The sequence below is a fragment of the Kocuria flava genome (assembly GCF_001482365.1).
GTDB classification, from domain to species: domain Bacteria; phylum Actinomycetota; class Actinomycetes; order Actinomycetales; family Micrococcaceae; genus Kocuria; species Kocuria flava.
In genome coordinates this window covers 1,377,771-1,403,938 of record NZ_CP013254.1, presented here as the reverse complement: position 1 = coordinate 1,403,938, position 26,168 = coordinate 1,377,771, and the positions used below count along the sequence as shown (strand labels likewise).

The following is a 26,168-nucleotide window of genomic DNA, read 5'->3' as shown; positions in this document are numbered from 1 at the left end:
GCCGTCGTCCGCCGGCCCGGTCCCCGAACGGGGGCCGGGCCGGCGGAGGTCTCACAGCAGCCGGAACAGGCTCACGGAGCTCGCCGGGACGCCCTGGGCCCGCCCGGAGGCGAAGCGCGTGCCGTAGCGGCCGTAGAGCACCGAGGCCGTGCTGTGCACGAGCGAGAAGACGCCGCCGACCTGCGCACGGGTCTCCCCGTCCGCGTCGGGCGCGACGAGCCCCGTGAGGGACGGGAAGGTCACGGACATGTCCGCGCTCGCCCCGTTGACGACCATCAGCCCCGTGATCCGCCCGCCCCGGGAGCCGATGAGCACCTGGATGGTGCGCGCCCCCGGGCGCTGCCAGTCGGCGGCGGTCATGGGCTCGCCGTCGGGGCCGAACCAGTGCATGAGCACCTCGTCCGGGCGGGTCGGGAAGTGCGCCGGCTGCCCGGCCAGGAACTCCCGGCGCACCGTGATCAGCGCCTTCGTGGCCGTGAGCATCGCCCGCGCCGCGGGGGTCAGGCGCCAGTCGACCCAGGAGATCTCGTTGTCCTGGCAGTAGGCGTTGTTGTTCCCGCCCTGGGTGCGGCCGATCTCGTCGCCGGCGGTGATCATGGGCACCCCCTGCGAGAACAGCAGCGTGGCCATGAGGTTGCGCGCCGTCTGTGCCCGGTCGGCGCGGATCCGCGCGTCCCGGGCGGGCCCCTCCGCCCCGTGGTTCCACGAGTGGTTGTCGTTGGTGCCGTCCCGGTTGCGCTCGAGGTTGGCCTGGTTGTGCTTGTTGTCGTAGGCCACGAGGTCGGCGAGGGTGAAGCCGTCGTGGGCGGTGACGAAGTTCAGGGAGGCCAGGGCGGTGCGCCCGGAGGCGGCGAACATCTCGGCCGAGCCGGCGAGCGCGCCCGCGAGCCGGGCGGCGTTGCCCCCGTCCCCGCCCACGCTCATCGACCGGGGGCCGGTGAGCCAGAAATCGCGCACCGTGTCCCGGAACCGGTCGTTCCAGTCGGCCCAGCCCTCCGGGAAGTGCCCGGTCTGCCAGCCGCCCATGCCCACGTCCCAGGGCTCGGCGATCAGCTTGACCCCGTGCAGTGCCGGGTCCGCGCCGACCGCCACGAGGAACGGGTGGTTGCGGGTGAACCGGTGGCGCTCGTCGCGGGCGAGCTCGGGGGCGAGGTCGAAGCGGAAGCCGTCCACGTGGCACTGCTGCACCCAGTACCGCAGCGAGTCCAGGGCCATCTGCACCACGCGCGGGTTGCCGAAGTTCACGGAGTTGCCGCAGCCGGTGACGTCCACGTAGCGGCCGTCGTCGCCGTGGCGGTAGTAGGCGGTGTCGCCCAGGCCGCGCCAGCAGTAGGCGGGCTCGTCCTGGCCGGCCTCGGCGGTGTGGTTGTAGACGACGTCGAGGTAGACCTCGAGCCCGGCGCGGTGCAGGTCGCGCACCATGGCCTTGAACTCCTCGAGCACGCCCTGCGGCCCCCGGGCCAGGGCGGCCCCGGTCGCGTAGCCGGCGTGCGGGGCGAAGAAGCCCAGCGTGTTGTACCCCCAGTAGTTGCTCAGGCCCAGGGCGGTCAGGTGGGGCTCGTCGAGGTGGGCGTGCACGGGCAGCAGCTCCACGGCCGTGATCCCGAGGGAGGTGAGGTGCTCGACCATCACGGGGTGGGCCAGTCCGGCGTAGGTGCCGCGCAGCTCCGGGGGGATGCCGGGGTGGCGGGCGGTCAGGCCCTTCACGTGGGCCTCGTAGACGACCGTGTCCCGCCAGGGCCGCTCCGGGGGCCGGTCCCCGTCCCAGTCGAAGTCCTGGTGGGTGATCACCGAGACGTAGCGGCCGCCGTAGGCGTCGGGGCCCGGATCCTCGACCCCGGGCGGCGGGGCGAGGCGGGTCAGGCCCGTGCCGTAGGGGTCGAGGAGGACCTGCCGGTCGGCGGGCCCGGGCGCCCGGGGCCCGGTGGCCACGGGCGAGTCGGCGGGCACGAAGCCGTACTCGGTGCCCGCGGGCAGCGCCGGGGACTCGTCGCGGTGGCGCAGCCACCCCCAGCCGGCCGCGGAGAGCCGCTGGGGCTCGGGCGGGGGCACGGTCCCGTGGTGGACCGCCCCGGTGCGCCCGGGCAGCCGCCGGCGCCGCCAGGGCCCGCCTGGGAGCCGGTAGACCAGGTCGAGGTCCTGGACCCCGGGGGCGTAGACGGCCACGTTGGCGCTGCCGTCCCGCGCCGCCGAGGGGTGGATCCCCAACGGGTGGGGACGGGACGCGTCGCGGCCGGCGCCCTCGTCCCGGGGCTCAGGAGCCGGCACGGCGCCGCGACACCTCGTAGAGCGCGATCCCGACGGCCATCGACGCGTTGAGCGACTCCATCGCGGAGTCGATGGGGATCGAGACGATCTGGTCGCAGTTCTCGGCGACGAGGCGGGACAGGCCCTTGCCCTCCGAGCCGACGACGACGACCAGCGGCTCGGTGGCCAGCTCGAGCCCGGGCAGGTCGACGTCGCCGTCCCCGTCGAGGCCGACCACGAAGTAGCCCATGGCCTTGAGCTCCTCGAGGGCCCGGTTGAGGTTGGCGGCACGCGTCACGGGCACCCGGGCGGCCGCACCGGCGCTGGTCTTCCACGCGGTCGCGGTCACGCCCACGGAGCGTCGCTCGGGCACGACCACGGCGCTGCCCGAGAACGCCGAGACGCTGCGGATGATGGCCCCGAGGTTGCGGGGGTCGGTGATCCCGTCGAGGGCCACGAGCAGCGGGGGGCGCCGGACGTGGCGCTTCTGCCACTGCGCGAGCAGGGTGCGGCCGGTCTCGACCGCGTCCCGGTACTCGTAGGGCGGCACCTGCAGGGCCACCCCCTGGTGCACGGCGTCGAGGGTGAGCCGGTCGAGCTCCGCCTTCGAGGCCTCCAGCACGGGGATCCCCCGCTCGGCGCAGGTCTGCAGGATCTCGCGGACCCGGTCGTCGACGTCGAGGCGGGCCGCGGCGTAGAGCGCCTTGGCGGGGATCTCGGCCCGCAGCGCCTCGAGCACCGAGTTGCGCCCGGTCACGAGGTCCTCGTGCACCTTCCCGCGGGGGTTGCGGGACCGGGCGCCGGCGGGCTGCTGGCGGCGCTCGGCGGCCTTCTTCTGCTTGTGCGCCTTGTGGTAGGGGCGGTCCTCGGCCTTCGGCGTGGGGCCCTTGCCCTCGAGGGCCTTGCGGCCGTGCCCGCCCGTGCCGACGAGCGGGCCCTTCTTCTTCTTGCGGATCGCGCCGGGGCGCCTGGGGGCTGACATGGGTACCTCTGTTCGGTCGGCGGTCGGTCGGTCGGTCAGGCCAGGGCCCAGGAGGAGCCCTCGGCGCCGTCGCGCACGACGACGCCGGCGGCGGCCAGCTCGTCGCGGATCGCGTCGGCCCGCCCCCAGTCCTTCGCGGCGCGGGCCTGCTCCCGCTGGGCGAGCAGGGAGCGCACGAGCACGTCCAGGGCGGCGTGCTCGGCGGCGCCGGAGCCGCCCCCGCCCAGGTCCATCAGCCCGGACAGGCCCAGGACCTCGGCCATCGCCGCCACGGCCCGGGCGGGGCCGGCGGCGTCCTCGCCCGCGGCGAGGGCGGAGTTGCCGGCGCGCACGCTCTCGTGCAGCACGGCCAGCGCCTGCGGGACGTTGAGGTCGTCGTCCATCGCGTCCGCGAAGCCCGGGGGAACGTCCTCGGGCGACCGGGCGAGGTCGATCCCCGACGTCCGGGCGGCGCGCAGGAACGCCTCGACGCGCTCGACGGCGGCCGTGGCCTCGGCCAGCGACCCCGGGCGGTAGTCGAGGACCGAGCGGTAGTGGGCCTGGCCGAGGTAGTAGCGCACCGCCAGCGGGCGGGCCTCGGCGAGCATCTCGGCCGGGGAGACGGTGTTGCCCACGGACTTGGACATCTTCTCCCCGGCGTAGGTGACCATGCCGTTGTGCAGCCACAGGCCCGCGAAGCGCTGCCCCGCCGCGGCGGACTGGGCCAGCTCGTTCTCGTGGTGCGGGAAGCGCAGGTCGAGCCCGCCGCCGTGGATGTCGAAATGCTCGCCCAGGTACTTCGCGGCCATCGCCGAGCACTCCAGGTGCCAGCCGGGGCGGCCGGGCCCCCAGGGAGAGTCCCAGCGGGCGGTCGCGGGCTCGCCCTCCTTGTGGCCCTTCCACAGGGCGAAGTCGCGGGGGTCGCGCTTGCCGCGGGGGTCGGCGTCCGGGGCGGCCTGCATGTCCTCGACGGACTGGTGGGTCAGCTCCCCGTAGCGCTCCCACGAGCGGACGTCGAAGTAGACGTCCCCGGAGCCGTCGGGGGCCGGGTAGGCGTGGCCGGCGTCGACGAGGTGCTGGATCAGCGCGTGCATCTCGGGCACGTGCCCGGTGGCGCGCGGCTCGTAGGTGGGGCGGGCGATGCCGATCGCGTCGTAGGCGGCGGTGAAGACCTGCTCGAAGCGGTAGGCCAGCGCCCACCACGGCTCGCACGGGTGGTCCCCGGCGTAGTCGGGGGCGAAGGACGCGGCCGCGTTGGCGAGGATCTTGTCGTCGATGTCGGTGACGTTGCGCACCGTGGTCACCCGCAGGCCGCGGAAGGCCAGCCAGCGGGCGAGCAGGTCGAAGACCAGCGCCGAGCGCACGTGGCCGATGTGCGGCATCCCCTGCACGGTGGCGCCGCAGTAGTACAGCCGGGCCTCACCGGGGTGGACGGGCTGGAAGTCCCGCACGGTGGCGGTCGCGGTGTCGTAGAAGCGCAGAGTCACACGGCCCATCATAACGGCGGGCCCGCGCCCGCCCGGGGCGGGCCGCGCCTCAGCCGCGGGCCACCACGAGGGCGGTCGCGACCGCCGCCAGGCCCTCCTCCCGGCCCGGGAAGCCGAGGTGGTCGGAGGTCGTGGCGCTGACCGTCACCGGCGCGCCGGCGGCCGCGGAGAGCACGGCCTCGGCCTCGGCCCGGCGGGGCGCGAAGCGGGGGCGCTGGCCGACCAGCTGGACGGCCACGTTGCCGATCTCGAACCCGGCCGCGCGCACGAGGGCCGCGGCCTCGCCGAGGACCCGCACCCCGGAGGCGCCGGCCATGTCGGGGCGGTCCACGCCGAAGACGGAGCCGAGGTCGCCCGTGCCGGCGGCGGAGAACAGGGCGTCGGCCGCGGCGTGGGCCACGACGTCGCCGTCGGAGTGCCCGGCCAGGCCGGTCTCCCCGGGCCACTCGAGGCCGGCCAGCCACAGGGGCGTGCCCTCGGGGCCGAAGGCGTGGACGTCGACGGCGACGCCGGTGCGGGGCAGGATCACGGGCGCAGGGCTCCTCGGGGGTCGGGTCGGGCACGGTCCCGGGCCTGCTCCAGGAGGGCCTGCGCGAGCAGCAGGTCCAGCGGCCGGGTCACCTTGAAGGCGTGCTCGTGGCCGGGGACGGTCTCCACGGGGGTGCCCGGGGCGTGGGCCTCCACGAGGGAGGCGTCGTCGGTGATCGCCGCGGGGTCGGTCCCGGCGGCCTCCGCCGCGGCGTGGACCGCGCGCAGCAGCGCGGCGTCGAAGCCCTGCGGGGTCTGCACCGCCCGCAGCGCGGAGCGGTCGACGGTGCCCAGCGACCGGCCGTCGTCGTCGACCCGCCGGACGGTGTCCACGACCGGCACCACGGGCACGACGGCGCGCGCCCCGGCGCGCACCCGGTCGGCCACGGCGCGCAGCACCGCCGGCGGGGTGAGGCAGCGCGCGGCGTCGTGGACGAGCACCCCGGCGGGCCGCTCGCCCGCCAGGACGGCCAGGGCCCGGCGCACCGACTCCGCCCGGGTGGCCCCGCCCTCGACGGGCTCGGCCCCGCAGGCGCGGGCGAGCGCGGAGAGCTCGGTGTCCCCGGCCGGGACCGTGACGACCGTGCGCCCCGCCACGCCGGCGGCGCGCACGCCCTCCAGGGCGTGGGCCAGCAGCGGCCGCCCACCGAGGGGGACGAGGGCCTTGGGCATGCCGTGGCCGAGCCGGGTCCCGGACCCGGCCGCGACGACGACGGCGGCGAACCCGCCCGGGGTGGGCGGGTCCGCCGTCGTCGTGGGTGCGTCTGCGCTCACGCGGGGACGGGGCCTCAGGCGGCCAGGATGTCGTCGAGGCGCTTCTCGGCCTCTTCCTCGTCGATCTTCTTCGCCAGCGCGAGCTCGCTCGTGAGGATCTGGCGGGCCTTCGTGAGCATCCGCTTCTCACCGGCCGACAGGCCGCGGTCGCGGTCGCGGCGCCACAGGTCGCGCACGACCTCGGCCACCTTCAGGACGTCGCCGGAGGCCAGCTTCTCGAGGTTGGCCTTGTAGCGGCGGGACCAGTTGCTGGCCTCCTCGGTGTCCTTGGCCTGCAGGACCGAGATGACCTTCTTCAGCCCGTCCTCGTCGACGACGTCGCGCACGCCCACCAGGTCGACGTTCTCCGCGGGGACCTCGATGACGAGATCGCCCTGGGTCACCTTGAGCTTGAGATACATCTTCTCTTCGCCCTTGACGGTGCGGGTCTTGATCTCCTCGATGGTCGCCGCGCCGTGGTGCGGGTAAACGACCGTCTCGCCAACCTCAAAAACCATATGGAAATACCCCTTTCAGAACTCCCATTCTAACACGGCGTAGGATTCGCCCGGCCCGCGCCGGGACCGGCCGCGGGGCACGGCGATGCGGACGATCCGTCGGCAAACGGATAAGCTGGGAGGGACATCGTCCTGAGCTCCGAGGAGTACGCGCCGTGAAGACCCCCGCCCGCAAGTCCCTGAAGCGCGCAGGCCTCAGCGCCGCCGCCCTGGCCGCCCTGCTGACCGCCTCCGGGTGCGGGTACATCAACCCGGCGGCCACGACCATGCAGTACTCGGCCGCGGACGGGATCGTGCAGGAGGTCGGCGACCTCAAGCTGACGAACCTGCTCATCGTGGCCACCGGCGCCGACGAGCAGGGCCGGGTGCTGGGCACCGTCGTCAACGACGGCGACCAGGAGGCGACCCTGACGATGGACGTGGACGGGGCCACCGCCGAGATCACGGTCCCCGCCAACGGGACCGTGTCCCTCGAGGAGGCCGAGCCGGTGCTCGTCGAGCGCGCCGGCGCCGAGCCGGGGCTGATGGTCGAGACGGAGTTCCGCACGGACGGCGCGACCCACACCGACCAGGTGCCCGTGCTGGACCACACCTACCCCCGCTACGCCGAGTTCGTCCCGGGCGGCGCCCCGACCACCCCGGCCAATCCCTCCAACACGCCGAAGCCCCTCGACGAGATGGTGGGCCAGGAGGGCGGGCACTGACCCCACCCCCAGGGAGCACGCTCCGCCCGGCGCGCCGAAGGGCCCGGGACCCCGCGGGGTCCCGGGCCCTCGCGCGTCCCGGGGCGGGACGGCTCAGGGCTCGAACTTGTAGCCCAGCCCGCGGACCGTCACCAGGTGCCGCGGGGAGGAGGGGTCGGGCTCGATCTTCGCGCGCAGCCGCTTGACGTGCACGTCGAGGGTCTTGGTGTCGCCGACGTAGTCCGAGCCCCAGACCCGGTCGATCAGCTGGCCGCGGGTGAGCACCCGCCCGGCGTTGCGCAGCAGCATCTCCAGCAGCTCGAACTCCTTGAGCGGCATCGCCACCGGCCGGCCCTGCACCGTGACCACGTGGCGCTCGACGTCCATCCGCACGGGCCCGGCCTGCACGGTCCCGGAGACCAGCTCCTCCGGCTCCCCCTGGCGGCGCAGCACCGCCCGGATCCGGGCGACGAGCTCGCGGGAGGAGTAGGGCTTGGTCACGTAGTCGTCGGCGCCGAGCTCGAGGCCCACGACCTTGTCGATCTCCGCGTCCTTGGCGGTGAGCATGATGATCGGCACGGACGAGCGCTGCCGGACCTGCCGGCACACCTCGGTGCCCGACTGCCCGGGGAGCATGAGGTCCAGCAGCAGCAGGTCGGCGCCGGCGCGGTCGAACTCGGACACGGCGTCCAGGCCGTTGTCCACGACCTGCACCTCGAACCCCTCCTTCCCGAGCAGGTAGGCCAGGGGGTCGCTGAGGGACTCCTCGTCCTCGACGATCAGGATGCGGGTCACTGTCGGTCCTCCGTCTTCCCGCTCCCCGCCGCGGGGGCGAGGGAGCGCGGGGTCGCTGGGTCGGCGCCCGCGGCGCCGGCGCCGCCCGTGGCGGCACCGGCGTCCTCGAGCTGGGGGATGCGCAGCGTGAAGGTGGAGCCGCGGCCGGGCTGCGACCACACGCCCACCTCCCCGCCGTGCTGGGACATCACGTGCTTGACGATGCTCAGGCCGAGGCCGGTGCCCCCGGTCTGGCGGGACCGGGCGGTGTCCACCCGGTAGAAGCGCTCGAAGATGCGGTCCTGCTCGTCGAGGGGGATGCCGGGGCCCTGGTCGGTGACGGAGACCTGCGCCATCCCGTCCCGCTCCCGCAGGCCCACGCCCACGCGGGTGCCCTCGGGCGAGTAGCGCACCGCGTTGTCCACGAGGTTGCGCAGGGCCGTCACGAGCAGGTCGGGGTCCCCGAACACGGGCCGCTCCACCCGCCCGCCCACGACGATCTCGATCCGGCGGTTCTCCGCCGGGGTGCGGTTGCGGTCCACCGCCTCCGCGACGACGCGGTTGAGGTCCACGGGCCGGCCCTCGGTGACCACGTCCGCGCCCTGCAGGCGGGAGAGCTCGATGATGTCCTGGACCAGTGCGCTCAGGCGCACCGACTCCTTGTGCAGGCGGGAGGCGAAGCGGCGCACCGCGTCCTCGTCGTCGGCGGCGTCCTCGATCGCCTCCGCGAGCAGCCCGATCGCCCCGACGGGGGTCTTGAGCTCGTGGGAGACGTTGGCGACGAAGTCGTTGCGCACCGACTGGGCCCGGACGATCTCGGTCTGGTCGTCGGCGAGCAGCAGGATGTACTCCTCGGCGATCGGGGCGACCCGCACGTCCAGGACGACGCCGCCGGAGCCGAAGGGCCCCCGGGCCAGCTCGATCCGCCGCTCCTCGATCACCCCGTTGCGCCGGGCGCGCCCGACCATCTCCAGCATCTGCTCGTGGACCACCGTGTGGCCCCGGACCAGGCCCAGGGCGTAGGCGGCCGGGGAGGCCCGGACCACGCCGTCGACGCCGTCGACGACGACGTAGGCCCGCCCGGTCACGGACAGGACGTCGGCGGCGCCGTCGGGCAGGGCGGGTTCCTGGACGTCGGCGCGGTCGCGGCGGCTCCGGGCGCTGACCTGCAGGGCGACCAGGCCGCTGATCCCGAGGGCGAAGCCGATCAGGCCCGCGACGACGGCGATGGCGGTGGGAGTCACGGACCCAGCTTAGGCGCAGCCCCGCGCCCGGGGGCCGCCCGGGACGTCACGTGCTGGGGGTTCAGCGAACGTTCATCCTAAGATGAGCGCAGGTTCATCCCGGGGTGGAACCGTGACGGCGGGTGTGCCCGCCGCCGCCCGGTCCCCTCCCGCTCCCGCGACGGCCCCGTCGCAGGCGCCGAGGACGTCGCCGCATCTCGAAAGGACGCATCCGTGCGCAAGGTTTTCCAGGCAGAACTCCACCAGGTCGGAGAGGAGCTCATCCAGATCGCGACCCTCGTGCGCGAGGCCCTCGCGAAGTCGAAGGAGGCCCTCTTCGACGCCGACATCCAGCTCGCCGAGGAGGTCATCTCCAACGACGCGCGCATCGACTTCCTCCAGAACGACCTCGACGAGCGGTCCATCGACATCCTCGCCCTGCAGAGCCCCGTGGCCTCCGACCTGCGGATGATCGTGGGCGCCCTGCGGATGAGCGCCTCGCTCGAGCGGATGGGCGATCTCGCCCGGCACCTCGCCCAGCTGGTGCGGCTGCGCTACCCGCAGCAGGTGATCCCCGAGTCCCTCGTGCCGACCTTCACCCGGATGATCGACCTGGACCTGCAGATCGTCGAGCGCGTGATCTCCGTGCTGCAGACCCGCGACCTGTCCCTGGCCGACGACATCTACGCGCTCAAGGGCGAGATCAACACCCTGCACCAGTCCGTCTTCGAGGCGCTGGCCGCCCCGGACTGGGACTCCTCCGTGCCCACGGCCGTGGACGTCACCCTGTGCTCCCGCTACCTCGAGCGCATCGGCGACCACGGCGTGTCGGTCACGCGCAAGGTCGCCTACCTCGTGACCGGCGACTGGGTGCCGGCCTCCGCCGACCGGCCCACCGGCCACGGCCACATCGGCACCGACGCCTGAGCCGCCCCGGGCCCTCCTCCCGGGGGCCGGCACGGCCGGAGGGCCGGTTCCCCGTGGGGGAACCCGGCCCTCCGGCCGTCGGGGCTACTTCTTGCCCTGGTTCGCCACCGCCTGGATCGAGCTGGCCGCGGCCTCGGGGTCGAGGTAGGTGCCGCCGGCGACCACGGGACGCAGGTCCTCGTCGAGCTCGTAGTACAGCGGGATGCCGGTGGGGATGTTCAGCCCCGCGATGTCCTCGTCGGAGATCCCGTCGAGGTGCTTGACCAGCGCGCGCAGCGAGTTGCCGTGCGCGGCGACCAGCACCGTGCGCCCGGCCTCCAGATCGGGCACGATCTCCTCCTCCCACCAGGGCAGGAAGCGCTCGAGCACGTCCTTGAGGCACTCGGTGCGCGGGGCGTCCTCGACCCCGGCGTAGCGCGGGTCGCCGGCCTGCGAGAACTCGGAGGAGTCCTCGAGCGCGGGCGGCGGGACGTCGTAGGAGCGGCGCCAGACCATGAACTGCTCGTCGCCGTACTCCTCGCGCACCTGGGTCTTGTCCTTGCCCTGGAGGGCGCCGTAGTGGCGCTCGTTGAGCCGCCACGAGCGCTTGACGGGGATCCAGTGCCGGTCGGCCCGGTCGAGGGCCAGGTGAGCGGTGGTGATCGCCCGGCGCAGCAGCGAGGTGTGCAGCACGTCCGGGGCCAGGCCCTTCTCGACGAGCAGCTCCCCGCCACGGACGGCCTCGGCACGGCCCTTCTCGGTGAGGTCGACGTCGACCCAGCCGGTGAACAGGTTCTTCTCGTTCCAGTCGGACTGGCCGTGGCGCAGCAGGACGAGCTTGTACGGTGCGGATGCGTTGGTCATGGGCCCATTCTTCCACCCGCGCGCCCGCGGGCACGGCACGGACCCCCGGGATGTCGGGGGCGTGCGGCGGGTCGGCTAGGATTCTCCCTCGTGCCCGCGACCACCGCCCCCGCTCCCCTCCGCCCCGGCCGGTCCCTCCGCCCCGCCCCGCCCGGACCGCCCGCGCCGCCGCCCCGCCCCGGCCCGTGGGCGCGGTCACGCGCGGGACCACGAACCCCAACCGGCTGCGCCGGGCCAACCGCTGGCTCACCGGGCCCCTGGCCCCCGTGCTGCGCGCGGCCGCGGACCCGCTGGTGGTGGACCTGGGCTTCGGGGCCTCCCCCACCACCGCCGTGGAGCTGCGCGACCGGCTGCGCACGGTGCGCCCGGACGCCGAGGTCCTGGGCATCGAGATCGACCCGGCGCGCGTGGCCGCGGCCCGGCCGCTGGCCGGACCGGGCCTGGACTTCCGGGTCGGGGGCTTCGAGCTGCCGACCGGCGGGCGCGCCCCCGTGGTCGTGCGGGCCTTCAACGTGCTGCGCCAGTACCCCGTCGAGGAGGTCGCCGGGGCGTGGGACCTGCTCCGCCCCCGGCTGGCCCCGGGCGGGGTGCTCGTGGACGGGACCTGCGACGAGATCGGCCGGCGGGCCGCCTGGGTGGCCGTGGGCGCCGAGGGCCCGCGCTCGCTGAGCCTCTCGTTCCGCTTCGGGTCCGTGGAGCGGCCCTCGGACGTGGCGCCGCGGCTGCCGAAGGTCCTGATCCACCGCAACGTCCCCGGCGAGCGGGTGCACGCCTGGCTGACGGCCCTGGACGCGGCGTGGTCCGCGGCGGCGCCGCTGGCGGCCTTCGGCGCGCGGCAGCGGTGGGTGGCGACCTGCCGCGCGGTGCGCGAGCAGGGCTGGCCGCTGCTCGACGGCCCGGTGCGCTGGCGGCTGGGCGAGGTCACCGTCCGGTGGGCGGCCGTGGCCCCCTGAGGCGTCCGGGGCGCGGGACCCGGGACGGGCTCACCAGCTGCCGGGCCCCCTGGACTCCAGGGACACGGCCGGGCGGACGTCGGCGAGGTAGACCCCGGCGATCGTCGCGGCGATCAGGGCGATGAGCAGCGACCCGCCGCCGAGCACGCCCAGGACCGAGAACACGGCGGCGCCGGCGGTCAGGGCGAGCCAGAAGCCCTTGGTGCGCTTGAAGGCGCGCTGGAACTGGACCGGCGACCGGGTGAGGCAGTCGATCAGGGCCCACACGGCGAGCCCCGCGACGACCGCCGCCAGGACGAGGTCGATCCAGCGGACGAGTAAGAAGACCCAGGCATGCTCCACGGGGCCAGCCTACCGGTCCGCCCCGGAGAGGGCGCGGTCGAGGTCCGCCCACAGGTCCTCCACGTTCTCGATCCCCACCGACAGGCGCAGGAGGGTCTCGGGGACGCTGTGCCGCTCCTCGTGGTGGCGCCGACGCCGCTCGACGAGGGACTCGACACCGCCCAGCGAGGTCGCCGGGGTCCACAGGCGCAGGGCGTCCACGACCGCCTCCGCGCCGGCGGCGTCGCCGTCGAGGACGATCGCGAGCACCGAGCCGAAGTTCGCCATCTGGGCGGCGGCCCGGGCGTGGCCGGGGTCCCCCGGCAGGCCCGGGTAGCGGACCTCCCGCACCGCCGGGTGGTCCTGCAGCCGGCGGGCGAGCTCCCCGGCGGTGGCCGCGGAGCGCTCGACGCGCACGGCGAGGGTGCGCACCCCGCGCAGCGCCAGCCAGGCCTCGAAGGGGCCCGGGACCGCCCCGTGCAGGGAGCGGTGGCCGTGCAGCCGCTCCCGCAGCCCCGGGTCGGAGGTCACCGCCGCGCCGAGCACGACGTCGGAGTGGCCGGCCAGGTACTTCGTCACCGAGTGCACCACGACGTCGGCGCCGAGCTCGAGGGGGCGCTGGGCGAGGGGCGTCGCGAAGGTGTTGTCCACGCACGTGCGCACGCCCCGCTCGCGGGCGGCCGCGAGCAGCGCCGGCAGGTCGGCGACCTCGAGCATCGGGTTGGTGGGGCTCTCCAGCCACAGCAGGTCCGCCCCGTCGAGGGCGGCCACCACGGCGTCCGTGTCGGTGACGTCCACGGTCGCGACCCGCAGCAGCCCGCGCGCCTCGAGGTCCGCGGCCAGGGCCAGGGACCCCTGGTAGCTGTGCCGCGGCAGCACGAGCCGGCCTCCGGCGGGCACCAGGGCCAGCACCGAGGCGACCGCGGCCAGCCCCGAGGCGTAGAGCAGCCCCGGCAGGCGGGCGCCCTCGAGCCGGGCCAGCACGTCCTCGAGGTCCTCCCAGGTGGGGTTGCCGAAGCGCCCGTAGGCCCGGTCCGCGGCCGTGATCTCCCCGGCGCCCCGGTAGGTCGAGGTCAGCACGATCGAGGGCCCCACCGGGGCGTCGTGCTCGGGGGCGGGCCGCCCCCCGGCCACCACCACGGTGTCGGGGCGCAGGTCGGGTCCGCCGTGCAGCGGCAGGGCGGTGGCGAGGTCGTCGGGACGCGCAGTCATGGGCCCAGGGTATCGGCCGCCGGCGCCCGCCCCGTCCCCGGCCGCCGCTGCCGGGCCCCGGGCGTCGGCCCGGGTCGATAGGCTGGGCCCGTGACCTCCTCGGCGGACCCCGCTCCCGTGCCCGCGCCTGCCCCGGCAGGACCCGGGCTCTTCGTCGTGCTCGAGGGCGGGGACGGGGCGGGCAAGTCCACCCAGGCCCGGCGGCTGGCCGCGACGCTGCGCGCCGAGGGCCACGAGGTCGTGCGCACCCGCGAGCCCGGCGGGACCCCGCTGGGCGAACGGATCCGCGAGCTCGTCCTCGACCCCGCCCACGCCCCCGTGGACCCCCGCGCGGAGGCGCTGCTGTTCGCCGCCGCCCGCGCCGCCCACGCCGAGCAGCTGATCCGCCCCGCCCTGGCCGCCGGCCGCGTCGTGGTCTGCGACCGGTTCGCGGACTCCTCGGCCGCCTACCAGGGCGCCGGGCGCGGGCTGGGCACCGACCGGGTGCGCGAGCTCAACGAGTGGGCCGCCGCGGGCCTCGTCCCCGACCTCACCGTCCTGCTCGACGTCCCCGCCGGCACCGGCCGCGCCCGCCGCGAGGACCGCGACGGCGGGGCCGGGGACCGGCTCGAGACGGAGCCGGACGCGTTCCACGACGCCGTCCGCCGGGCGTTCCTCGACCTCGCCGCACGGTCCCCGGGGCGCTATCTGGTGCTCGACGCCGGCCGGCCCGAGGCCGAGCTCGCCGGGGCGGTCGCCGCTGCCGTGCACGAGCGCCTGGCCGCCGCGGAGGTGGGCGCGTGAGCGTGTGGGACCAGCTGATCGGGCAGGAGGCCGTGGTCGGGCAGCTGCAGCGGGCGGCGCGGGAGGAACGGCCGCACCACGCGTGGCTGTTCACCGGCCCGCCCGGATCCGGCCGCTCCAACGCGGCCCTGGCCTTCGCCGCCGCCCTGCTGTGCGAGCGCGAGGACCCCCGGGAGCGCGGCTGCGGGCACTGCCGGGCGTGCCGCACCGTGCTCGCGAGCTCCCACGCGGACCTGACCCACTTCGTCACCGAGAACCCGCAGATCACCATCGAGGAGGCCCGCGAGCTCGTGGTGCGCGCCCAGGACAAGCCCTCGGTGGGCCGGCGCCGGGTGATCGTGGTCGAGGACGCGGACCGCATGGCGGAGCGGACCTCCAACGTGATGCTCAAGGCCGTCGAGGAGCCGCCGCCGGGCACGGTGTGGCTGCTGTGCGCCCCGAGCCCCATGGACGTGCTCGTGACCATCCGCTCCCGGTGCCGGCCCGCGACCCTGAAGGTCCCCGCCGTCGCGGACGTCGCCGAGCTGCTGGTCCGCCGCCACGGGGTGGACCGCCGCCGGGCCGAGGAGAGCGCCCGGCTGGCCCAGTCCCACGTGGGCATCGCCACCCGCCTGGCCCTCTACGACGACGCCCGCACCCGCCGCCAGGAGGTCGTCTCCCTCCCCCTGGCGCTGGGAGGGGTCCCGGACGCCGTGCGGGCGGCCGACCGGCTGCACCGGATCGCCGTGGAGGAGTCGCGGGCGGACGCCGAGGCGCGCAACGAGGAGGAGCGCAAGCAGCTGCTCGTGGCGCTGGGCGCCCCCGAGTCCGGACGGGTGCCCCCTGCGATCCGCGGGGCGCTCAACCGGCTGGAGGCCGACCAGAAGCGGCGCTCGCGGCGGATCCAGACCGACACCCTGGACCGCTTCCTCATCGACCTCACCACGTTCTACCGCGACGTCCTCACGCTGCAGCTGCGCACCGGTTCCGGGCTCGTCAACGAGCACCTGGGCCAGGAGCTGGCCGACCACGCCGCCAACACCACGCCGGAGCGGACCCTGCACCGGATCGATGCCATCAGCCGGACCCGCGAGCGGATCCGCACGAACGTCAGCGCCCAGCTGGCCTTCGAGGCGATGGCCGTCTCCCTCCTCTGAGCCCTACGCCCCCTCCGACCCCCCTGAGGAGACCCATGAGCCGCCCCGCCCTCCCCCGCCGCGCCGCCCGCACCCCCGGGCGGCCTCCCCTCGGGCGGGCCGCCGCCGCGGCGGCCGCCGTCCTGCTGCTGGGCGCGTGCGCCGGCCCAGGTGCGGACCCGGCCGCCGACGCCCCCTCGGGCGGGGCCACCGGCGCGGTGGTCGAGGGCGTGCCGGAGGACCTGCGCGGGTTCTACGCGCAGACCGTGCGGTGGGAGCCGTGCGCGTTCGAGGCGGAGACCGGCGGGGCGGACCGGGACCTGCGCTGCGCGGCGGTCGAGGTGCCCGTGGACTGGGACGAGCCCGCCGGGCCCACCACCGAGGTGGTCATGGCCCGCCTGGCCGCCGGCGGCGAGTCCCGTGGCGCCCTCCTGCTGAACCCGGGCGGGCCCGGGGTCTCGGGGGTGGACGCGATGCTCAGTGCGGAGGGCCTGGTCTCCGCCGACGTGCGGGAGGCCTACGACGTCGTGGGCTTCGACCCGCGCGGTGTCGGCCGCTCCGCCGGGGTGCAGTGCCTCGACGACGCCGAGCTCGACGCCTGGCGCCAGGAGCCGGCCTTCGACCCGGAGACCCAGTCCGTGGACGAGATCCGGGACCAGTACGAGCGGCTCGGGCGGGCCTGCACCGAGGAGGCCGGGGAGCTCGTCGGGCATCTCGGCACGGAGAGCGCCGCCCGGGACATGGACGTGCTGCGCGCCGTGCTCGGCCAGGAGCGCACGGACTACCTCGGCTTCTCCTACGGCACCCACCTGGGGGCGGTGTACGCCGAACTGTTCCCCGAGCGCGCGGGGCGGATGGTGCTCGACGGCGGCGTGGACCCGACGCTGAGCAACGCGGAGGCGATCGCCGACCAGGCCGAGTCCTTCGAGCGGACGCTGCGGCACTGGGTCCGGCACTGCCAGGAGGAGATCCGCGGCTGCGCCGTCGAGGGCACCGAGGAGCAGGCCCTCGAGCGGATCCAGGAGCTGATCGCCACGGCGGCCGAGGGCGGGCTCACCGCCGCCGACGGGCGCCGGGTCACCGCCACCTCCGTCGTGGAGGGCATCCTCGCGCCGCTGTACTCGCCCTCGACCTACGAGGGGCTCGACGAGGCGCTGGGCAGTGCCTTCGCGGGGGACCCCACGGCCCTGCTGCAGCTGTCCGACTCGACGCACGGGCGCTCCCCGGAGGGGGAGTACACGACCAACACGACCGTGGCGTTCACCGCGATCAGCTGCCTCGACCAGCCCGACTCCCCGCTCACCGACGAGCAGCTGGCCGCCCACCAGGAGGAGCTCACCCGGCGCTCCCCGACCTTCGGCCCGTACCTGGGCTACGGCGAGGCCGCCTGCCAGGGCTGGCCTCTGGAGGCCGAGGGGGAGCCGCGCGCGGTCGACGCCGAGGGCAGCGACCCGCTGCTCGTCGTGGGCACCGTCCACGACCCCGCGACGCCCTACGCGTGGTCGCAGGCCCTCGTGGAGCAGCTGGACAACGCCCGGCTGCTGACCTACGACGGCTGGGGCCACACGGCCTACACCTCGGGCAGCGCGTGCGTGCGCGAGGCCGTGGACGCCTACCTGCTCGAGGGCGAGCTGCCCGCGGAGGGGACCACCTGCTCCTGAGCCGGGCCGGGGGCCGCCCGCGCCGCGACCGCCGCCCGGGCGGGGACCAGCAGCGCGGGCACGTCCCGGACGGAGCCGACGACGACGTGGGCGCCGGCGGCGCGCAGCGACGCCTCGTCGTGGGCCCCCGTCAGCACGCCGGCCACGGCGGCGGAGCCCGCCCGCAGCCCGGCCTGGACGTCGGCGGCGGTGTCCCCCACGACCAGCACCTCCCGCACGTCGCCGAGGTCGAGCGCGAGCACGGCCGTGAGGACCATGTCCGGCCACGGCCGCCCGCGGCCCGCGTCCGAGGGGCACAGGCTCAGGTCGGCCAGGCCCATCCAGCCCAGCTGCTCGAGGAGGGTGTTCTGGGTGTGCCGGTCGTAGCCGGTGGCCAGGCACACCCGCAGCCCGGCCGCGCGCAGGGCGTGCACCGCCTCCTCGGCGCCCTCGACCGGCCGCACGGGCTCGGCGGCGAGCAGCTCGTCCAGGTGGTGGCGGAAGCCGCGCACGGCCCGCGCGGCGCGCTGCGGGTCCTCCGCGAACAGGTGCTCGAGCACACCGGTGCGCGACTGCCCCAGCGTGGTCCGCACGTGGGCGAGCATCGCGCGGAAGCGCTCCGAGTCCGGGTCCACCCCGAGGTCGGCGACGGTGCGGGCGAAGGCGCGCTCCATGGTGCCGCTGTCGTGGAACATCGTCCCCGACATGTCCAGGAAGGCCAGGCGCAGCCCTCGTGCGGTCTCGGCCGGTATGCCCACGTCGTCCTCCCGGTGCGGGTCCGGCGGGGCCGGTCGCCCCGTCGTCGTGCCTCCATGGTCGGCCGGGGCGCCGGCGGGCGGAAGGCGGCCCGGCCGACGCCGCGGTGAACAGCGCGGGAACATCCCGGGCCCGGCCTCCTGCGGCGGGCCCGGCCGGATTGGGGGCGCCACGGCGTCCTCTGCTACAGTTTCACTCGCACTGAGGCCGCCCCGGCGGCCGGTGCACGCCTCCTTAGCTCAGTCGGTAGAGCGTTTCACTCGTAATGAAAAGGTCGCCGGTTCGATTCCGGCAGGGGGCTCCACCGCCTCGAGGCCCCGGTCCGCACAGACCGGGGCCTCCGTCGTGCCGGGGTCCTGCCCGCCCAGGGGCCCGCGCACGGGCAGCTCCACGGTGAACACCGTGCCCTCCCCCAGGACGCTGTCGCAGCGGATGGTGCCGCCGTGGTCCTCGACGATCGTGCGCGCCACCGCGAGGCCCAGTCCGAGGCCGGGGATCGCGCTCATCCGGGCGTTGCGGCTGCGCCCGAAGCGCTCGAGGACCCGCTCGGCGTCCTCGGCGGGCAGGCCCATCCCCCGGTCCGCGACCCGCAGCCGGGCCGTGTCCCCGTCCCGCTCCACCCGCACCGTCACGGGCCCGCCCTCCGGGGAGTAGTTGACGGCGTTGGAGAGCAGGTTGTCCAGGACCTGTCCCAGGCGCACGGGGTCGCACACGGCCCGCAGCCGCAGCGGCGCCTCGACCCGCAGCGCCACCCCGCCGCGGGCGGCCTGTCCCCGGATGTGCCGATGGGAACTGTCGGAGGGCGGGTCTACAGTTGGCCCCAGCAGCAGCGCTCCCGCCCTCGTCCGGGCACCGGTCCGGAGGGAGCGGCAGGCGGCTCGGACCGGTCGGGGGGCCGGTCCCGTGCTCCTCCCCCGCCCCAGGGCGGGAGCGGGGCGGCAGTGGGGAGGAGTTCGTCATGATCATCGCCGTGGTCCCCGCGCTCCGGGCCGGAGCCAGGATCGGCCGCACGCTCGCCGCCCTGCGGCGGCAGAGCCGCCCGCTGGAGCGGATCGTCGTCGTGTGCGGCGACGCCGCGGACGCCGCCGTCGCGCCCGCCCTCGACGCCGGCACGGAGGTGCTGCTGACCGTCGACAACGCCGCGCACGAGGCCGGGGCCCTCAACCAGGTCCTCGACGCCGTGCGCATGGCCCCCGAGGACCTCGTCCTCGTCCTGGACGCGGACGCCGAGCTGCCCGTGCAGTTCCTGGAGGAGGCGGTGACCTCCCTGCGCGACCGCAACGTCGGTGCCGTGCCCGTCCGCCGGGCGCCCGGGGAGGGCGCGGCCGCGGTCGTGCGCCGCCAGGCCCTCGAGGAGGTCCGCGCCACCTTCGGCCGCTACTGGGACGAGGGCCCGGTCACCGGCCACGGCCGCCTGGCCCTGGACCTCGAGACGCTCGGCTGGCGCCTGGGCGCACCGGTCTCCGGCCCGGGCCTGCAGGCGGACGACGCACCGGCCGCCCAGGGGGCGGCCGGCCACGAGGCCGCGGTGCTCGAACCGGTCGCGCCCGAACCGGCTGAGCTCCAACCGGCTGAGCACGGACCCGCCGCGCCCGAACCGGCTGAGCAGAAGCCGGTGGTGCGCACGCCCGCCGCCGAGGGACCGGAGCACGGCCGGGCGCCGGAGGACGTGCACGCCGTGGCAGCCCGTCCCGTGGTGGGCGCGGCCGCCTGAGCCGCCGCCGGACCCACCGGGAGGGCGGTGCTCAGCCCGTGCGCCGCCGGGCGCCGGTCGCGACCACGACCGCGGCCGCGGTGAGCACGGTGGTCGCCAGGCAGCCGATCGGCAGGGGCAGGCAGCAGCCGCCGACGGTGACCTGCGTGCCGCGCCGGGTGCGCGTGGACCACCCCGGGAAGGGGAGCATCCGGAAGCCCGAGGAGTGCCCGCCGGACCGCTCCCAGGCGCGGCGCCGGTCCGCCGGGAGGTCGTAGCCGGGCGGGCCGTGCAGCGGCGCGGGGCCGGGGCGGCCCAGGGGCGAGCCGTGGTCGTCGGGGGTGCGGTGTCCGGGTACGGTCATGGCGCCCATCAAACCATCAGTACCCTGTCGGGTCCACCCCGCGGCCCGCGTCGGCCAGCAGTGCGCGGGCCCGGTCCACGTGCCCGCGCACGGCCTCGGCGCGGCGGGCCACCGCGTCGAGGCGGTGGGCGTCGTCGTCGCGCACGAAGCGGGCCATGGTCAGCGCCTCCGCGGCCTGGGCCATCGCGTTGCCGGCGCGGGAGAGCTCGCGGTGGACGTCGTTGAGGTGGCCGCCGGCCGAGGCCGGGATGTCCTGGCTGTGGCTGGGTGCCCGGCGGTGGGCTGCTGCGCACACCTCCCGCACCTCGGGCAGCAGGTCGGCCAGGGCGTTGGCCGTGGGCGCGACCGCCCGCACGACCTCCCGGTCGGGCAGCGACTCGAGGATCTGGTGGAAGCGGTCGAGGCCGCGGCGGAACCGGTCGTGGGCGCGGCGCCACACCCCCGTGCCGAGCTCGGCCTCGTCGCGGCGGGCGGCGCGGTAGTCGCGCAGGAATCCCACGGGCGGGTCCATCCTTTCTCGAGCGGACGTCTCATCCTACGCGGGCGCACGGGCCTGCCGTCCGCCCGCGGTCGCTCCCCCGGCCGTTGCCCCGCGACCGGGAGGCCCGGTCGGCAGGTCCGGGCACGCCGCCCCGGGGCGACCGGTTCACGGCACGAGCAGCACCTTGCCGATGTGGGCGCCGGAGTCGAAGTACTCGTGGGCCTGCGCGACCTCCTCGAGGGGGAAGGTGCGGTTGACCACCGGCGCGATCCGCCCGTCCGCCACCTGCGGCCACACGTGCTCGCCGACCGCAGCCATGATGCGGGCCTTCTCCCCCGCCGGGCGCGAGCGCAGCGTGGTGCCGATGACGGCGGCGCGCTTGGCCATGAGCTTGCCGAGGTCCAGCTCGCCCTTGCGCCCGCCCTGCAGGCCGATGACCACGAGCCGACCGTTGACGGCGAGGGCGTCGAGGTTGCGCTCGAGGTACATCGCGCCGACGACGTCGAGGACGATGTCGGCGCCGTGGCCGTCGGTGAGCTCGCGGACGCGCTCGACGAAGTCCTCGGCGCGGTAGTCGATCGTCTCCGCGCCGAGCTCGCGGGCGGCCGCGGCCTTCTCGGGGCTGCCGACCGTGGTGAGCACGCGCAGCCCGAGCGCCCGGCACATCTGGATGGCGTTGGTGCCGATCCCTCCCGTCCCGCCGTGGATGAGCACGACCTCGCCCTCGCGGGCGGCGGCGGCCATGAAGACGTTGGAGAACACGGTCGCGCACACCTCGGGCAGCCCGGCCGCGGCCTCGAGGTCCACGCCGTCGGGGACGGGCAGGACCTGGGCGGCGGGGGCGACGACCTCCTCGGCGTAGCCGCCGGAGTCGAGCAGGGCCACGACCTCGTCGCCCACGGCCAGCCCGGCGTCCTCGGGGACCTCGGGCCCGAGCTCGGCGACGGTGCCCGAGACCTCGAGCCCGAAGATCTTCGAGGCGCCCGGCGGCACGGGGTAGCGCCCGAGCCGCTGCATGACGTCGGCGCGGTTGATGCCGGCCGCCCGCACCCGGATCCGCACGCCGTCGGGCGTCAGCCCGGGGGCGGGGACCTCGGTGACGGTCAGGACCTCGGGGCCTCCGGGGGTCGTCTCGAGCACTGCGCGCATGGTGGGCCTTCCTCTCGGGGGCGGCGCCGGGCCGCCCGTGGTGTCCGGTACGGCCATTGTGTCCTCTCCCGCCGCCGGGTCGCCGACGGGACGGGACGACGGCGGTGCTCAGGCGGTGGCCGCCCAGGCGTCGAGGGCGCGCTGCCGGCTCGCCCGCAGGTCGACGAGCGGCTCGGGGTAGCCGGCCGACGGGCCCAGCAGCCCGGGCTCGTGCGGGTCGATGCCCTCGGCGGCGAGCTCGGGCACCCAGCGGCGGACGTAGCGGGCCTCCGGGTCGAAGCGGCGGGCCTGGGTGACGGGGTTGAAGATCCGGAAGAAGGGGCTGGCGTCGGCCCCCGAGCCGGCGACCCACTGCCAGTTGGCGGCGTTGTTCGCGGCGTCGGCGTCCACGAGCGCGTCGTGGAACACCCCGACCCCGGCCCGCCAGTCGACCATCAGGTTCTTGACGAGGAAGGAGGCGGTGACCATCCGCACCCGGTTGTGCATCCACCCGGTGCCCGCGAGCTGGCGCATGCCCGCGTCGACGAGGGGGACGCCGGTGCGGCCCTCCCGCCAGGCGCTCAGGTCCGCGGCCGCCTCCTCGCCGGAGCGCCACGGGAAGGCGTCGAAGCGCGGGCGCAGGTGCCGGCGGTGCAGGTCCGGGTGCTCGTGCAGGAGGTGCCAGTTGAACTCCCGCCAGCCGAGCTCGGTGAGGAACTTCTCCAGCCCCGGGCTGCCGCCCTGGTCGGCCCGGTGCCGCACGGTGGCGTCCCAGACGGCGTGCGGGCTCAGCTCGCCCCAGCGCAGGTGCGGGGAGAGCCTGCTCGTGGCGTCCCGGTCGGGACGGTCGTGGCCCTCGGCGTAGTCCTCGACGCGGTCCAGGAAGTCGTCCAGCCGCTCCCAGGCCGCGGCCTCCCCGGTGGTCCACGACGCGCCCAGGTCCTCCGCCCGCCGCCGGTCCGCCCGCAGGGCCCACGCCTGCGGGTCCTCGTCGCCGGCCGCGGCCGCGAGCGCGGGCGGTGCGCCGCGCCCGGCAGGCGGCGCGGGCAGGGGCTGGCGCACGGGCCGGGCGCGCAGGGCCTTCCAGAAGGGGGTGAAGACCCTGTAGGGCCTGCCCGTGCCGGTGCGCACCTCCCACGGCTCGTGCAGCAGGGCCGCGGCGAAGGAGTGCGCCTCGACGTCGTGGCCGGCGCACCACTGCTTGACCGCTGCGTCGACGGCCCGCTCGGGCCCGCCGTAGCGGCGGTTCCAGGTGATGCCGCCCGCCCCGGTGCGCCGGAGCACCTCGGGCACGACCTCCCCGGCCGGGCCGCGCCGCGAGACCAGCGGGATCCCCAGCTCCGCCAGGGACGCCCGCAGCGAGCGCAGGGACCCGTCGAGCCACCACCGGGCCGCCGTGCCGAGGGGCAGGACGTCGGCGGAGTCCTCGTCCAGGACGTACAGGGCCAGCACCCGCCCGCGCCGGACGGCGGCGTCGAGGGCGGGGTGGTCGGTGATCCGCAGGTCGTCCCGGAACCACACGACCGTCACCGCCCGTCCCGGGCCCTCCGCTGCGTCCACGCGCCCACCCTAGCCCCGCGCTTTGGCGGCCTCCAGCGCGCGTGGAAGAATGGGCGAGCGTTCGGCGGGCCGGTCCCGGCCGGGCGCGGGGAAGGTTGTCCGAGCGGCCTAAGGAGCCGGTCTTGAAAACCGGTGCGCGGTGACCCCGTGCCAAGGGTTCAAATCCCTTACCTTCCGCCCCCGCCGCCGAGTGACCCCGGTCGCGTCGGGTGACCACGAGAGACCGTGGTCACCCGACGCGACCGGGGTCACTCGCGCCCCACAGCGGGTGGCGGCCGGACAGTTCCCGGCGCAGCAGGCCGGCCAGCGCCTCTGGGCCGGCGGGTGACCGTGGTCCAGTCGGTGCGCAGGACGCGCCAGCCGAGGTTCGTGAGCTCCTTCTCCCGCTGCCGCTCGGCCACCACGACCTCCGGCGCGGCGCCGTACCGGCCCGAGTACTTGACCGCGCCGTCGAACTCCAGGAGCACCCGCGCCGCCGGCCACGCGAAGTCGGGGCGGAACGTCCCCCGGACCGTGCGGATCTCGTGCTGGAGCTCCGGCAGCGGCAGCCCGGCCCGCAGGATCACCAGCCCGGTGAGGGTCTCCCCCGCCGACTCGGCGCGCGGATCGGCCACGCTGAGCACGAAGCGGGCGCGGCGCACGCCCCGCTGCCCCGCGAGCGTCCGGCAGAACACGGGAGGGACGAGCGCCGTCAGACGTGCCGCGACGTGGCGCTGGCGGGCCTGCCCCGGGCGCCCGAGGGAGTGCCACCACGGCCCGGGGGCCTAGACACCGGGCACGACCCGCACGAGCACGCCCTCCCGGACGGCACGGCGGAGAGAGCCGACGACGGGACCGAGATCGTCGAGGTCCTGGAGGGTCAGCAGCCGGTGCGGGAGCGGTGTCATCCCGCCACCGTGGACGGACGCCGCCCGCTCCAGGGGCAGGGGCGGCCACCCTGTGCACCGGCGGCCACGACGGGCCGGGTGCGGCTCCACGGTGCAGTGCGGATCCGCACCGCCCCCGGCGCCCCGGCCCGCCCCGGCCCCCGGCCCGCCCCGGCCCCCGGCCCGCCTCGGCACCGAGTGACCCCGTTCGCGTCGGGTGACCCCGATCTTCCGTGGTCACCCGACGCGAACGGGGTCACTCGCCGGCGGGGAGGGGTCACTCGCCGGCGCGAACGGGGTCACTCATCGGGTGGGGAGGGCGCCCGGACGGGCGGGGAGGGGGCCCGAGCGGACGGGGCGGGGTGCGAGCACGGCCTCGGCGACCCGGTCGGCGTCGGCCAGGGTGCGCGCGCCCAGCTCGGCGGAGGCCCCGGCCTCGGCGGCGATCGCCACGCCCCACTGCACGGCCGACAGCTGCAGCCCGAGCACGAAGACCCCGGGCTCGGCGCCGCCGTCGACCCGCACGGCCCGGTAGGGGGCCGCCGTGACGTCGAGGCCGGTGGAGGGCACGGTGGCCACACCGTCCACGGTGTCCAGGGCGCGGACCCGCACGAGGCCCTCCCGGTGCATCGACGTCAGCAGCGGGGAGATGTTGCGCCGCACGTCGTTGGGCGGGGACATCGCCTCCACGAGGTGGCGGGCGTGGACGGGCTCGTCCTGCACCCACGGCGAGGTGCCCACGAAGCAGCCGGCCTCCTCGTCCACGCGGAACTGCGGGTCCGGGCCCAGGAAGCGCACCACCCCGGCGCGGGCCAGCGCGGCGAGCTGCTGGATGCGCAGCACGGGCGGACCGGAGGCGAGGCCCTCCACGAACGGCTCGAAGCTGCGCCGCAGCTCGTCGTGCCAGGAGGCGTCGTCGATGCCGATGTCGGCGAGCACGGCCTTGAGCACCGTGCGGGAGGCGTTGAGGGAGGCGATGGCCATGCGCACCGGGTCGTCCTCCGCGGCGAGCGCCCCGTGGACGTCGCGGTCGAGGTGGTGGACCACGGCGGCGGCGAAGGCATCGTGGGAGTCGAAGCTGACCCCCTCGAACGGCCGGGCGAGGCGGGCGGCGCTGATGTTGCGCCCGGGCACCACGGCGGTGGCCACGAGCGCCTCGGCGCGGCTCGCCCACGGGCCCTCGGGATGGTCGTCGCCGGAGGCGAGCACGGCGTCGAGCTCCTGCAGGAACCGCTGCGGGTCGGTCTCGAAGGCCTCGGGGGCCGTGCGGGCGAGCACCGCGTAGTAGTGGCGCACGGCGTCCTTGCGGATCAGCGGCCACAGGTCGGCGTCGAAGGACAGCTTCCCCCGGGTGCGCGCGGCCAGCGCGCGCACCGCCTCCAGGGTGAAGTGGTGGGGCCGGGCCCCGTCGGCGTAGTAGCCCCCGAACTCGCCCTTGGCGCGGTAGGGCACGCCGCGGCGGGAGCCGGCCACGATCACGGGCTCCCGGCCGGAGGGGTGGTAGCGCATCCGCTCCCCCTCCTGGGTGTAGATCCCGCCGCGGCCCTCGGTGACCTGGGCCAGGACGTCGCAGAAGTTCAGCCCCATCCCGCGCACCAGGACCGTCTCCCCCGCGGGCAGCGCGTCCCAGTGCACGTCGGCGGGCACGGCCGGCGGCCGGTAGTCCAGGCCGAACTCGGCGGCCCCGTCCACGAGCTCCTTCTGGTCCGGGCGCAGGTCGGCGTCGAGGTGGCCCAGGGCGAGCACCACGGCGTCGGCGGGGAGGTTCTGCCCGCCGCTGATCTCGACGTCGTAGCGGTGCCGGGCCTGCGCGCGCACGTGCACGCCGACGGCCTCCGCGCGGTGGGCGTGCAGCTCGGCGGTCGGGGGCAGCACCTCGCGCAGCGTGCGCAGCACCCACTCGAGGTAGACCCCGTACATGCGCCGGGAGGGGTACGACCTCGGCGTCATGCGGGTCAGGTGCGCGGCGTCGTCGGCGTCGATCGTGATCTCCCCGGCCACGACCGCGAGCCGCCACCGCTCGAAGCTCATCCCCCGCAGCGGCGGCAGCGGGTCGACCGGCAGCACGCCGTCGTCGGGGACCACGGTGGGGAACAGGGACGGGGTGTTCATCAGGTACAGCGGGGACTGGTCCGTGCGCCACACGTGCCCGGGTCCCGGAGGGAAGGGGTCGACGACGTCGAGCCGCACCCGGGTGCCCGTGGCCGCCGAGCGCGCCGCGAACCGCTCCACGGCCGAGAGCCCGCGCGGCCCCGCCCCGATGACCACGACCCGCCGCTCCGCACCCGCTCCGCCCGCTGCACTCATGCCGCCCAGCGTATCGACCCGCGCCCCGGGCCGGCGCACGGCGGA

General features: G+C 76.0%; 26 protein-coding genes, 2 tRNA genes and 1 pseudogene. 9 read left to right on the top strand and 20 right to left on the bottom strand.

Going from position 1 to position 26,168, the window contains the following annotated elements; all coding sequences use genetic code 11:
- Positions 1 to 51 precede the first annotated feature (51 nt).
- The 6 genes from glgX to AS188_RS06355 are packed head-to-tail and all read right to left on the bottom strand — an operon-like array spanning position 52 to position 6,494.
- A complete protein-coding gene (glgX, locus tag AS188_RS06380; protein ID WP_058858148.1) occupies positions 52 to 2,268 on the bottom strand; it encodes a glycogen debranching protein GlgX in 2,217 nt (738 codons plus the stop codon).
- Positions 2,255 to 3,229: a 23S rRNA (guanosine(2251)-2'-O)-methyltransferase RlmB gene (gene rlmB / locus AS188_RS06375; RefSeq protein WP_058858147.1), complete on the bottom strand. Its 975-nt coding sequence runs from the start codon at positions 3,227 to 3,229 to the stop codon at positions 2,255 to 2,257. The genes glgX and rlmB overlap by 14 nt, the downstream gene beginning before the upstream one ends.
- A 35-nt stretch (positions 3,230 to 3,264) precedes the next feature.
- Positions 3,265 to 4,695, bottom strand: a complete 1,431-nt coding sequence (cysS, locus tag AS188_RS06370) for a cysteine--tRNA ligase (RefSeq protein ID WP_147050511.1) — start codon at positions 4,693 to 4,695, stop codon at positions 3,265 to 3,267.
- 49 nt (positions 4,696 to 4,744) lie between these two features.
- Positions 4,745 to 5,224, bottom strand: a complete 480-nt coding sequence (ispF, locus tag AS188_RS06365) for a 2-C-methyl-D-erythritol 2,4-cyclodiphosphate synthase (protein WP_058858146.1) — start codon at positions 5,222 to 5,224, stop codon at positions 4,745 to 4,747.
- Positions 5,221 to 5,997 (bottom strand): 2-C-methyl-D-erythritol 4-phosphate cytidylyltransferase, encoded by a 777-nt coding sequence (gene ispD / locus AS188_RS06360; protein WP_058858145.1) that lies wholly within the window; start codon positions 5,995 to 5,997, stop codon positions 5,221 to 5,223. Before ispD ends, ispF begins: the two co-directional genes overlap by 4 nt.
- A gap of 14 nt (positions 5,998 to 6,011) precedes the next feature.
- Entirely contained in the window at positions 6,012 to 6,494 is a 483-nt protein-coding gene (locus tag AS188_RS06355; RefSeq protein WP_058858144.1) for a CarD family transcriptional regulator, read from the bottom strand.
- A gap of 155 nt (positions 6,495 to 6,649) precedes the next feature.
- On the opposite strand from AS188_RS06355, the gene AS188_RS06350 reads away from it, so the two are divergent.
- Positions 6,650 to 7,198 carry a hypothetical protein gene (locus tag AS188_RS06350; protein WP_058858143.1) on the top strand — a complete coding sequence of 183 codons (549 nt, stop codon included), beginning with the start codon at positions 6,650 to 6,652 and terminating at the stop codon, positions 7,196 to 7,198.
- A gap of 93 nt (positions 7,199 to 7,291) precedes the next feature.
- On the opposite strand, the gene AS188_RS06345 is transcribed toward AS188_RS06350, so the two are convergent.
- A complete protein-coding gene (locus AS188_RS06345; RefSeq protein WP_058858142.1) occupies positions 7,292 to 7,972 on the bottom strand; it encodes a response regulator transcription factor in 681 nt (226 codons plus the stop codon).
- Positions 7,969 to 9,195, bottom strand: a complete 1,227-nt coding sequence (locus AS188_RS06340) for a sensor histidine kinase (RefSeq protein ID WP_058858141.1) — start codon at positions 9,193 to 9,195, stop codon at positions 7,969 to 7,971. The genes AS188_RS06345 and AS188_RS06340 overlap by 4 nt, the downstream gene beginning before the upstream one ends.
- A gap of 213 nt (positions 9,196 to 9,408) precedes the next feature.
- Between AS188_RS06340 and phoU the strand changes: the two genes are divergently transcribed.
- Entirely contained in the window at positions 9,409 to 10,101 is a 693-nt protein-coding gene (gene phoU, locus AS188_RS06335) for a phosphate signaling complex protein PhoU (RefSeq protein WP_058858140.1), read from the top strand.
- 84 nt (positions 10,102 to 10,185) lie between these two features.
- Here phoU and AS188_RS06330 read toward each other — a convergent pair whose 3' ends face one another.
- A complete protein-coding gene (locus tag AS188_RS06330; RefSeq protein ID WP_058858139.1) occupies positions 10,186 to 10,944 on the bottom strand; it encodes a phosphoglyceromutase in 759 nt (252 codons plus the stop codon).
- Positions 10,945 to 11,129: 185 nt separating this feature from the next.
- Between AS188_RS06330 and AS188_RS06325 the strand changes: the two genes are divergently transcribed.
- The gene (locus tag AS188_RS06325; RefSeq protein ID WP_058858138.1) at positions 11,130 to 11,897 is read left to right on the top strand and encodes a class I SAM-dependent methyltransferase; all 768 of its coding nucleotides are present in this window, start codon (positions 11,130 to 11,132) and stop codon (positions 11,895 to 11,897) included.
- 30 nt (positions 11,898 to 11,927) lie between these two features.
- On the opposite strand, the gene AS188_RS06320 is transcribed toward AS188_RS06325, so the two are convergent.
- Both AS188_RS06320 and AS188_RS06315 read right to left on the bottom strand, forming a co-directional pair.
- Positions 11,928 to 12,239: a DUF2516 family protein gene (locus tag AS188_RS06320; RefSeq protein ID WP_083529294.1), complete on the bottom strand. Its 312-nt coding sequence runs from the start codon at positions 12,237 to 12,239 to the stop codon at positions 11,928 to 11,930.
- Positions 12,240 to 12,248: 9 nt separating this feature from the next.
- Positions 12,249 to 13,430, bottom strand: a complete 1,182-nt coding sequence (locus AS188_RS06315) for a trans-sulfuration enzyme family protein (RefSeq protein ID WP_058858137.1) — start codon at positions 13,428 to 13,430, stop codon at positions 12,249 to 12,251.
- Between the two features lie 90 nt (positions 13,431 to 13,520).
- Between AS188_RS06315 and tmk the strand changes: the two genes are divergently transcribed.
- From tmk to AS188_RS06300, 3 genes are read left to right on the top strand one after another with little or no spacing between them, the layout of a single operon-like run.
- Complete coding sequence (gene tmk, locus AS188_RS06310) at positions 13,521 to 14,213, top strand: dTMP kinase (RefSeq protein ID WP_236945069.1); 693 nt, start codon at positions 13,521 to 13,523, stop codon at positions 14,211 to 14,213.
- A complete protein-coding gene (locus AS188_RS06305; protein WP_058858135.1) occupies positions 14,210 to 15,349 on the top strand; it encodes a DNA polymerase III subunit delta' in 1,140 nt (379 codons plus the stop codon). The genes tmk and AS188_RS06305 overlap by 4 nt, the downstream gene beginning before the upstream one ends.
- 35 nt (positions 15,350 to 15,384) lie before the next feature.
- On the top strand, positions 15,385 to 16,989 hold the full coding sequence (locus AS188_RS06300) for an alpha/beta hydrolase (RefSeq protein WP_058858134.1): 1,605 nt from the start codon (positions 15,385 to 15,387) through the stop codon (positions 16,987 to 16,989).
- Here AS188_RS06300 and AS188_RS06295 read toward each other — a convergent pair.
- Positions 16,941 to 17,726 carry an HAD-IA family hydrolase gene (locus AS188_RS06295; RefSeq protein WP_373865627.1) on the bottom strand — a complete coding sequence of 262 codons (786 nt, stop codon included), beginning with the start codon at positions 17,724 to 17,726 and terminating at the stop codon, positions 16,941 to 16,943. The genes AS188_RS06300 and AS188_RS06295 overlap by 49 nt on opposite strands.
- 226 nt (positions 17,727 to 17,952) lie before the next feature.
- On the opposite strand from AS188_RS06295, the gene AS188_RS06290 reads away from it, so the two are divergent.
- A tRNA-Thr gene (locus AS188_RS06290) sits at positions 17,953 to 18,028 on the top strand.
- A 130-nt stretch (positions 18,029 to 18,158) separates the two neighbouring features.
- On the opposite strand, the pseudogene AS188_RS17820 reads toward AS188_RS06290, so the two are convergent.
- A pseudogene (locus tag AS188_RS17820) lies at positions 18,159 to 18,425 on the bottom strand (sensor histidine kinase); the annotation flags it as partial.
- Between the two features lie 257 nt (positions 18,426 to 18,682).
- Here AS188_RS17820 and AS188_RS06280 point away from each other — a divergent pair.
- Positions 18,683 to 19,438: a glycosyltransferase family 2 protein gene (locus AS188_RS06280; protein WP_058858132.1), complete on the top strand. Its 756-nt coding sequence runs from the start codon at positions 18,683 to 18,685 to the stop codon at positions 19,436 to 19,438.
- 31 nt (positions 19,439 to 19,469) lie between these two features.
- Here the strand turns inward: AS188_RS06280 and AS188_RS06275 are convergent, their stop codons facing one another.
- The 4 genes from AS188_RS06275 to AS188_RS06260 form a co-directional block, all read right to left on the bottom strand.
- Positions 19,470 to 19,781, bottom strand: a complete 312-nt coding sequence (locus AS188_RS06275) for a hypothetical protein (protein ID WP_058858131.1) — start codon at positions 19,779 to 19,781, stop codon at positions 19,470 to 19,472.
- Positions 19,782 to 19,797: 16 nt separating this feature from the next.
- On the bottom strand, positions 19,798 to 20,280 hold the full coding sequence (locus AS188_RS06270) for a hypothetical protein (RefSeq protein WP_058858130.1): 483 nt from the start codon (positions 20,278 to 20,280) through the stop codon (positions 19,798 to 19,800).
- A 147-nt stretch (positions 20,281 to 20,427) separates the two neighbouring features.
- Positions 20,428 to 21,411, bottom strand: a complete 984-nt coding sequence (locus AS188_RS06265; protein WP_058858129.1) for an NAD(P)H-quinone oxidoreductase — start codon at positions 21,409 to 21,411, stop codon at positions 20,428 to 20,430.
- Positions 21,412 to 21,519: 108 nt separating this feature from the next.
- Positions 21,520 to 22,950: a cryptochrome/photolyase family protein gene (locus AS188_RS06260; RefSeq protein WP_083529293.1), complete on the bottom strand. Its 1,431-nt coding sequence runs from the start codon at positions 22,948 to 22,950 to the stop codon at positions 21,520 to 21,522.
- An 89-nt stretch (positions 22,951 to 23,039) separates the two neighbouring features.
- Between AS188_RS06260 and AS188_RS06255 the strand changes: the two genes are divergently transcribed.
- A tRNA-Ser gene (locus AS188_RS06255) sits at positions 23,040 to 23,127 on the top strand.
- Between the two features lie 71 nt (positions 23,128 to 23,198).
- Here the strand turns inward: AS188_RS06255 and AS188_RS06250 are convergent.
- The 3 genes from AS188_RS06250 to AS188_RS06245 form a co-directional block, all read right to left on the bottom strand.
- Positions 23,199 to 23,624, bottom strand: coding sequence for a PDDEXK family nuclease (locus tag AS188_RS06250; RefSeq protein ID WP_147050855.1), 426 nt, complete (start codon positions 23,622 to 23,624; stop codon positions 23,199 to 23,201).
- 90 nt (positions 23,625 to 23,714) lie between these two features.
- The gene (locus tag AS188_RS17625) at positions 23,715 to 23,837 is read right to left on the bottom strand and encodes a hypothetical protein (protein ID WP_257721094.1); all 123 of its coding nucleotides are present in this window, start codon (positions 23,835 to 23,837) and stop codon (positions 23,715 to 23,717) included.
- Positions 23,838 to 24,119: 282 nt separating this feature from the next.
- Positions 24,120 to 26,123: an FAD/NAD(P)-binding protein gene (locus AS188_RS06245; RefSeq protein WP_058858127.1), complete on the bottom strand. Its 2,004-nt coding sequence runs from the start codon at positions 26,121 to 26,123 to the stop codon at positions 24,120 to 24,122.
- Positions 26,124 to 26,168: the final 45 nt, after the last annotated feature.

Excerpts from the sequence above, each read along its gene's own strand:
- rlmB (WP_058858147.1), bottom strand. The coding sequence starts at position 3,229 with ATGTCAGCCCCCAGGCGCCCCGGCGCGATCCGCAAGAAGAAGAAGGGC.
- AS188_RS06355 (WP_058858144.1), bottom strand. The coding sequence starts at position 6,494 with ATGGTTTTTGAGGTTGGCGAGACGGTCGTTTACCCGCACCACGGCGCG.
- AS188_RS06330 (WP_058858139.1), bottom strand. The coding sequence starts at position 10,944 with ATGACCAACGCATCCGCACCGTACAAGCTCGTCCTGCTGCGCCACGGC.
- AS188_RS06315 (WP_058858137.1), bottom strand. The coding sequence starts at position 13,430 with ATGACTGCGCGTCCCGACGACCTCGCCACCGCCCTGCCGCTGCACGGC.
- AS188_RS06300 (WP_058858134.1), top strand. The coding sequence starts at position 15,385 with ATGAGCCGCCCCGCCCTCCCCCGCCGCGCCGCCCGCACCCCCGGGCGG.
- AS188_RS06280 (WP_058858132.1), top strand. The coding sequence starts at position 18,683 with ATGATCATCGCCGTGGTCCCCGCGCTCCGGGCCGGAGCCAGGATCGGC.
- AS188_RS06275 (WP_058858131.1), bottom strand. The coding sequence starts at position 19,781 with ATGACCGTACCCGGACACCGCACCCCCGACGACCACGGCTCGCCCCTG.
- AS188_RS06265 (WP_058858129.1), bottom strand. The coding sequence starts at position 21,411 with ATGCGCGCAGTGCTCGAGACGACCCCCGGAGGCCCCGAGGTCCTGACC.
- AS188_RS17625 (WP_257721094.1), bottom strand. The coding sequence starts at position 23,837 with ATGACACCGCTCCCGCACCGGCTGCTGACCCTCCAGGACCTCGACGAT.
- AS188_RS06245 (WP_058858127.1), bottom strand. The coding sequence starts at position 26,123 with ATGAGTGCAGCGGGCGGAGCGGGTGCGGAGCGGCGGGTCGTGGTCATC.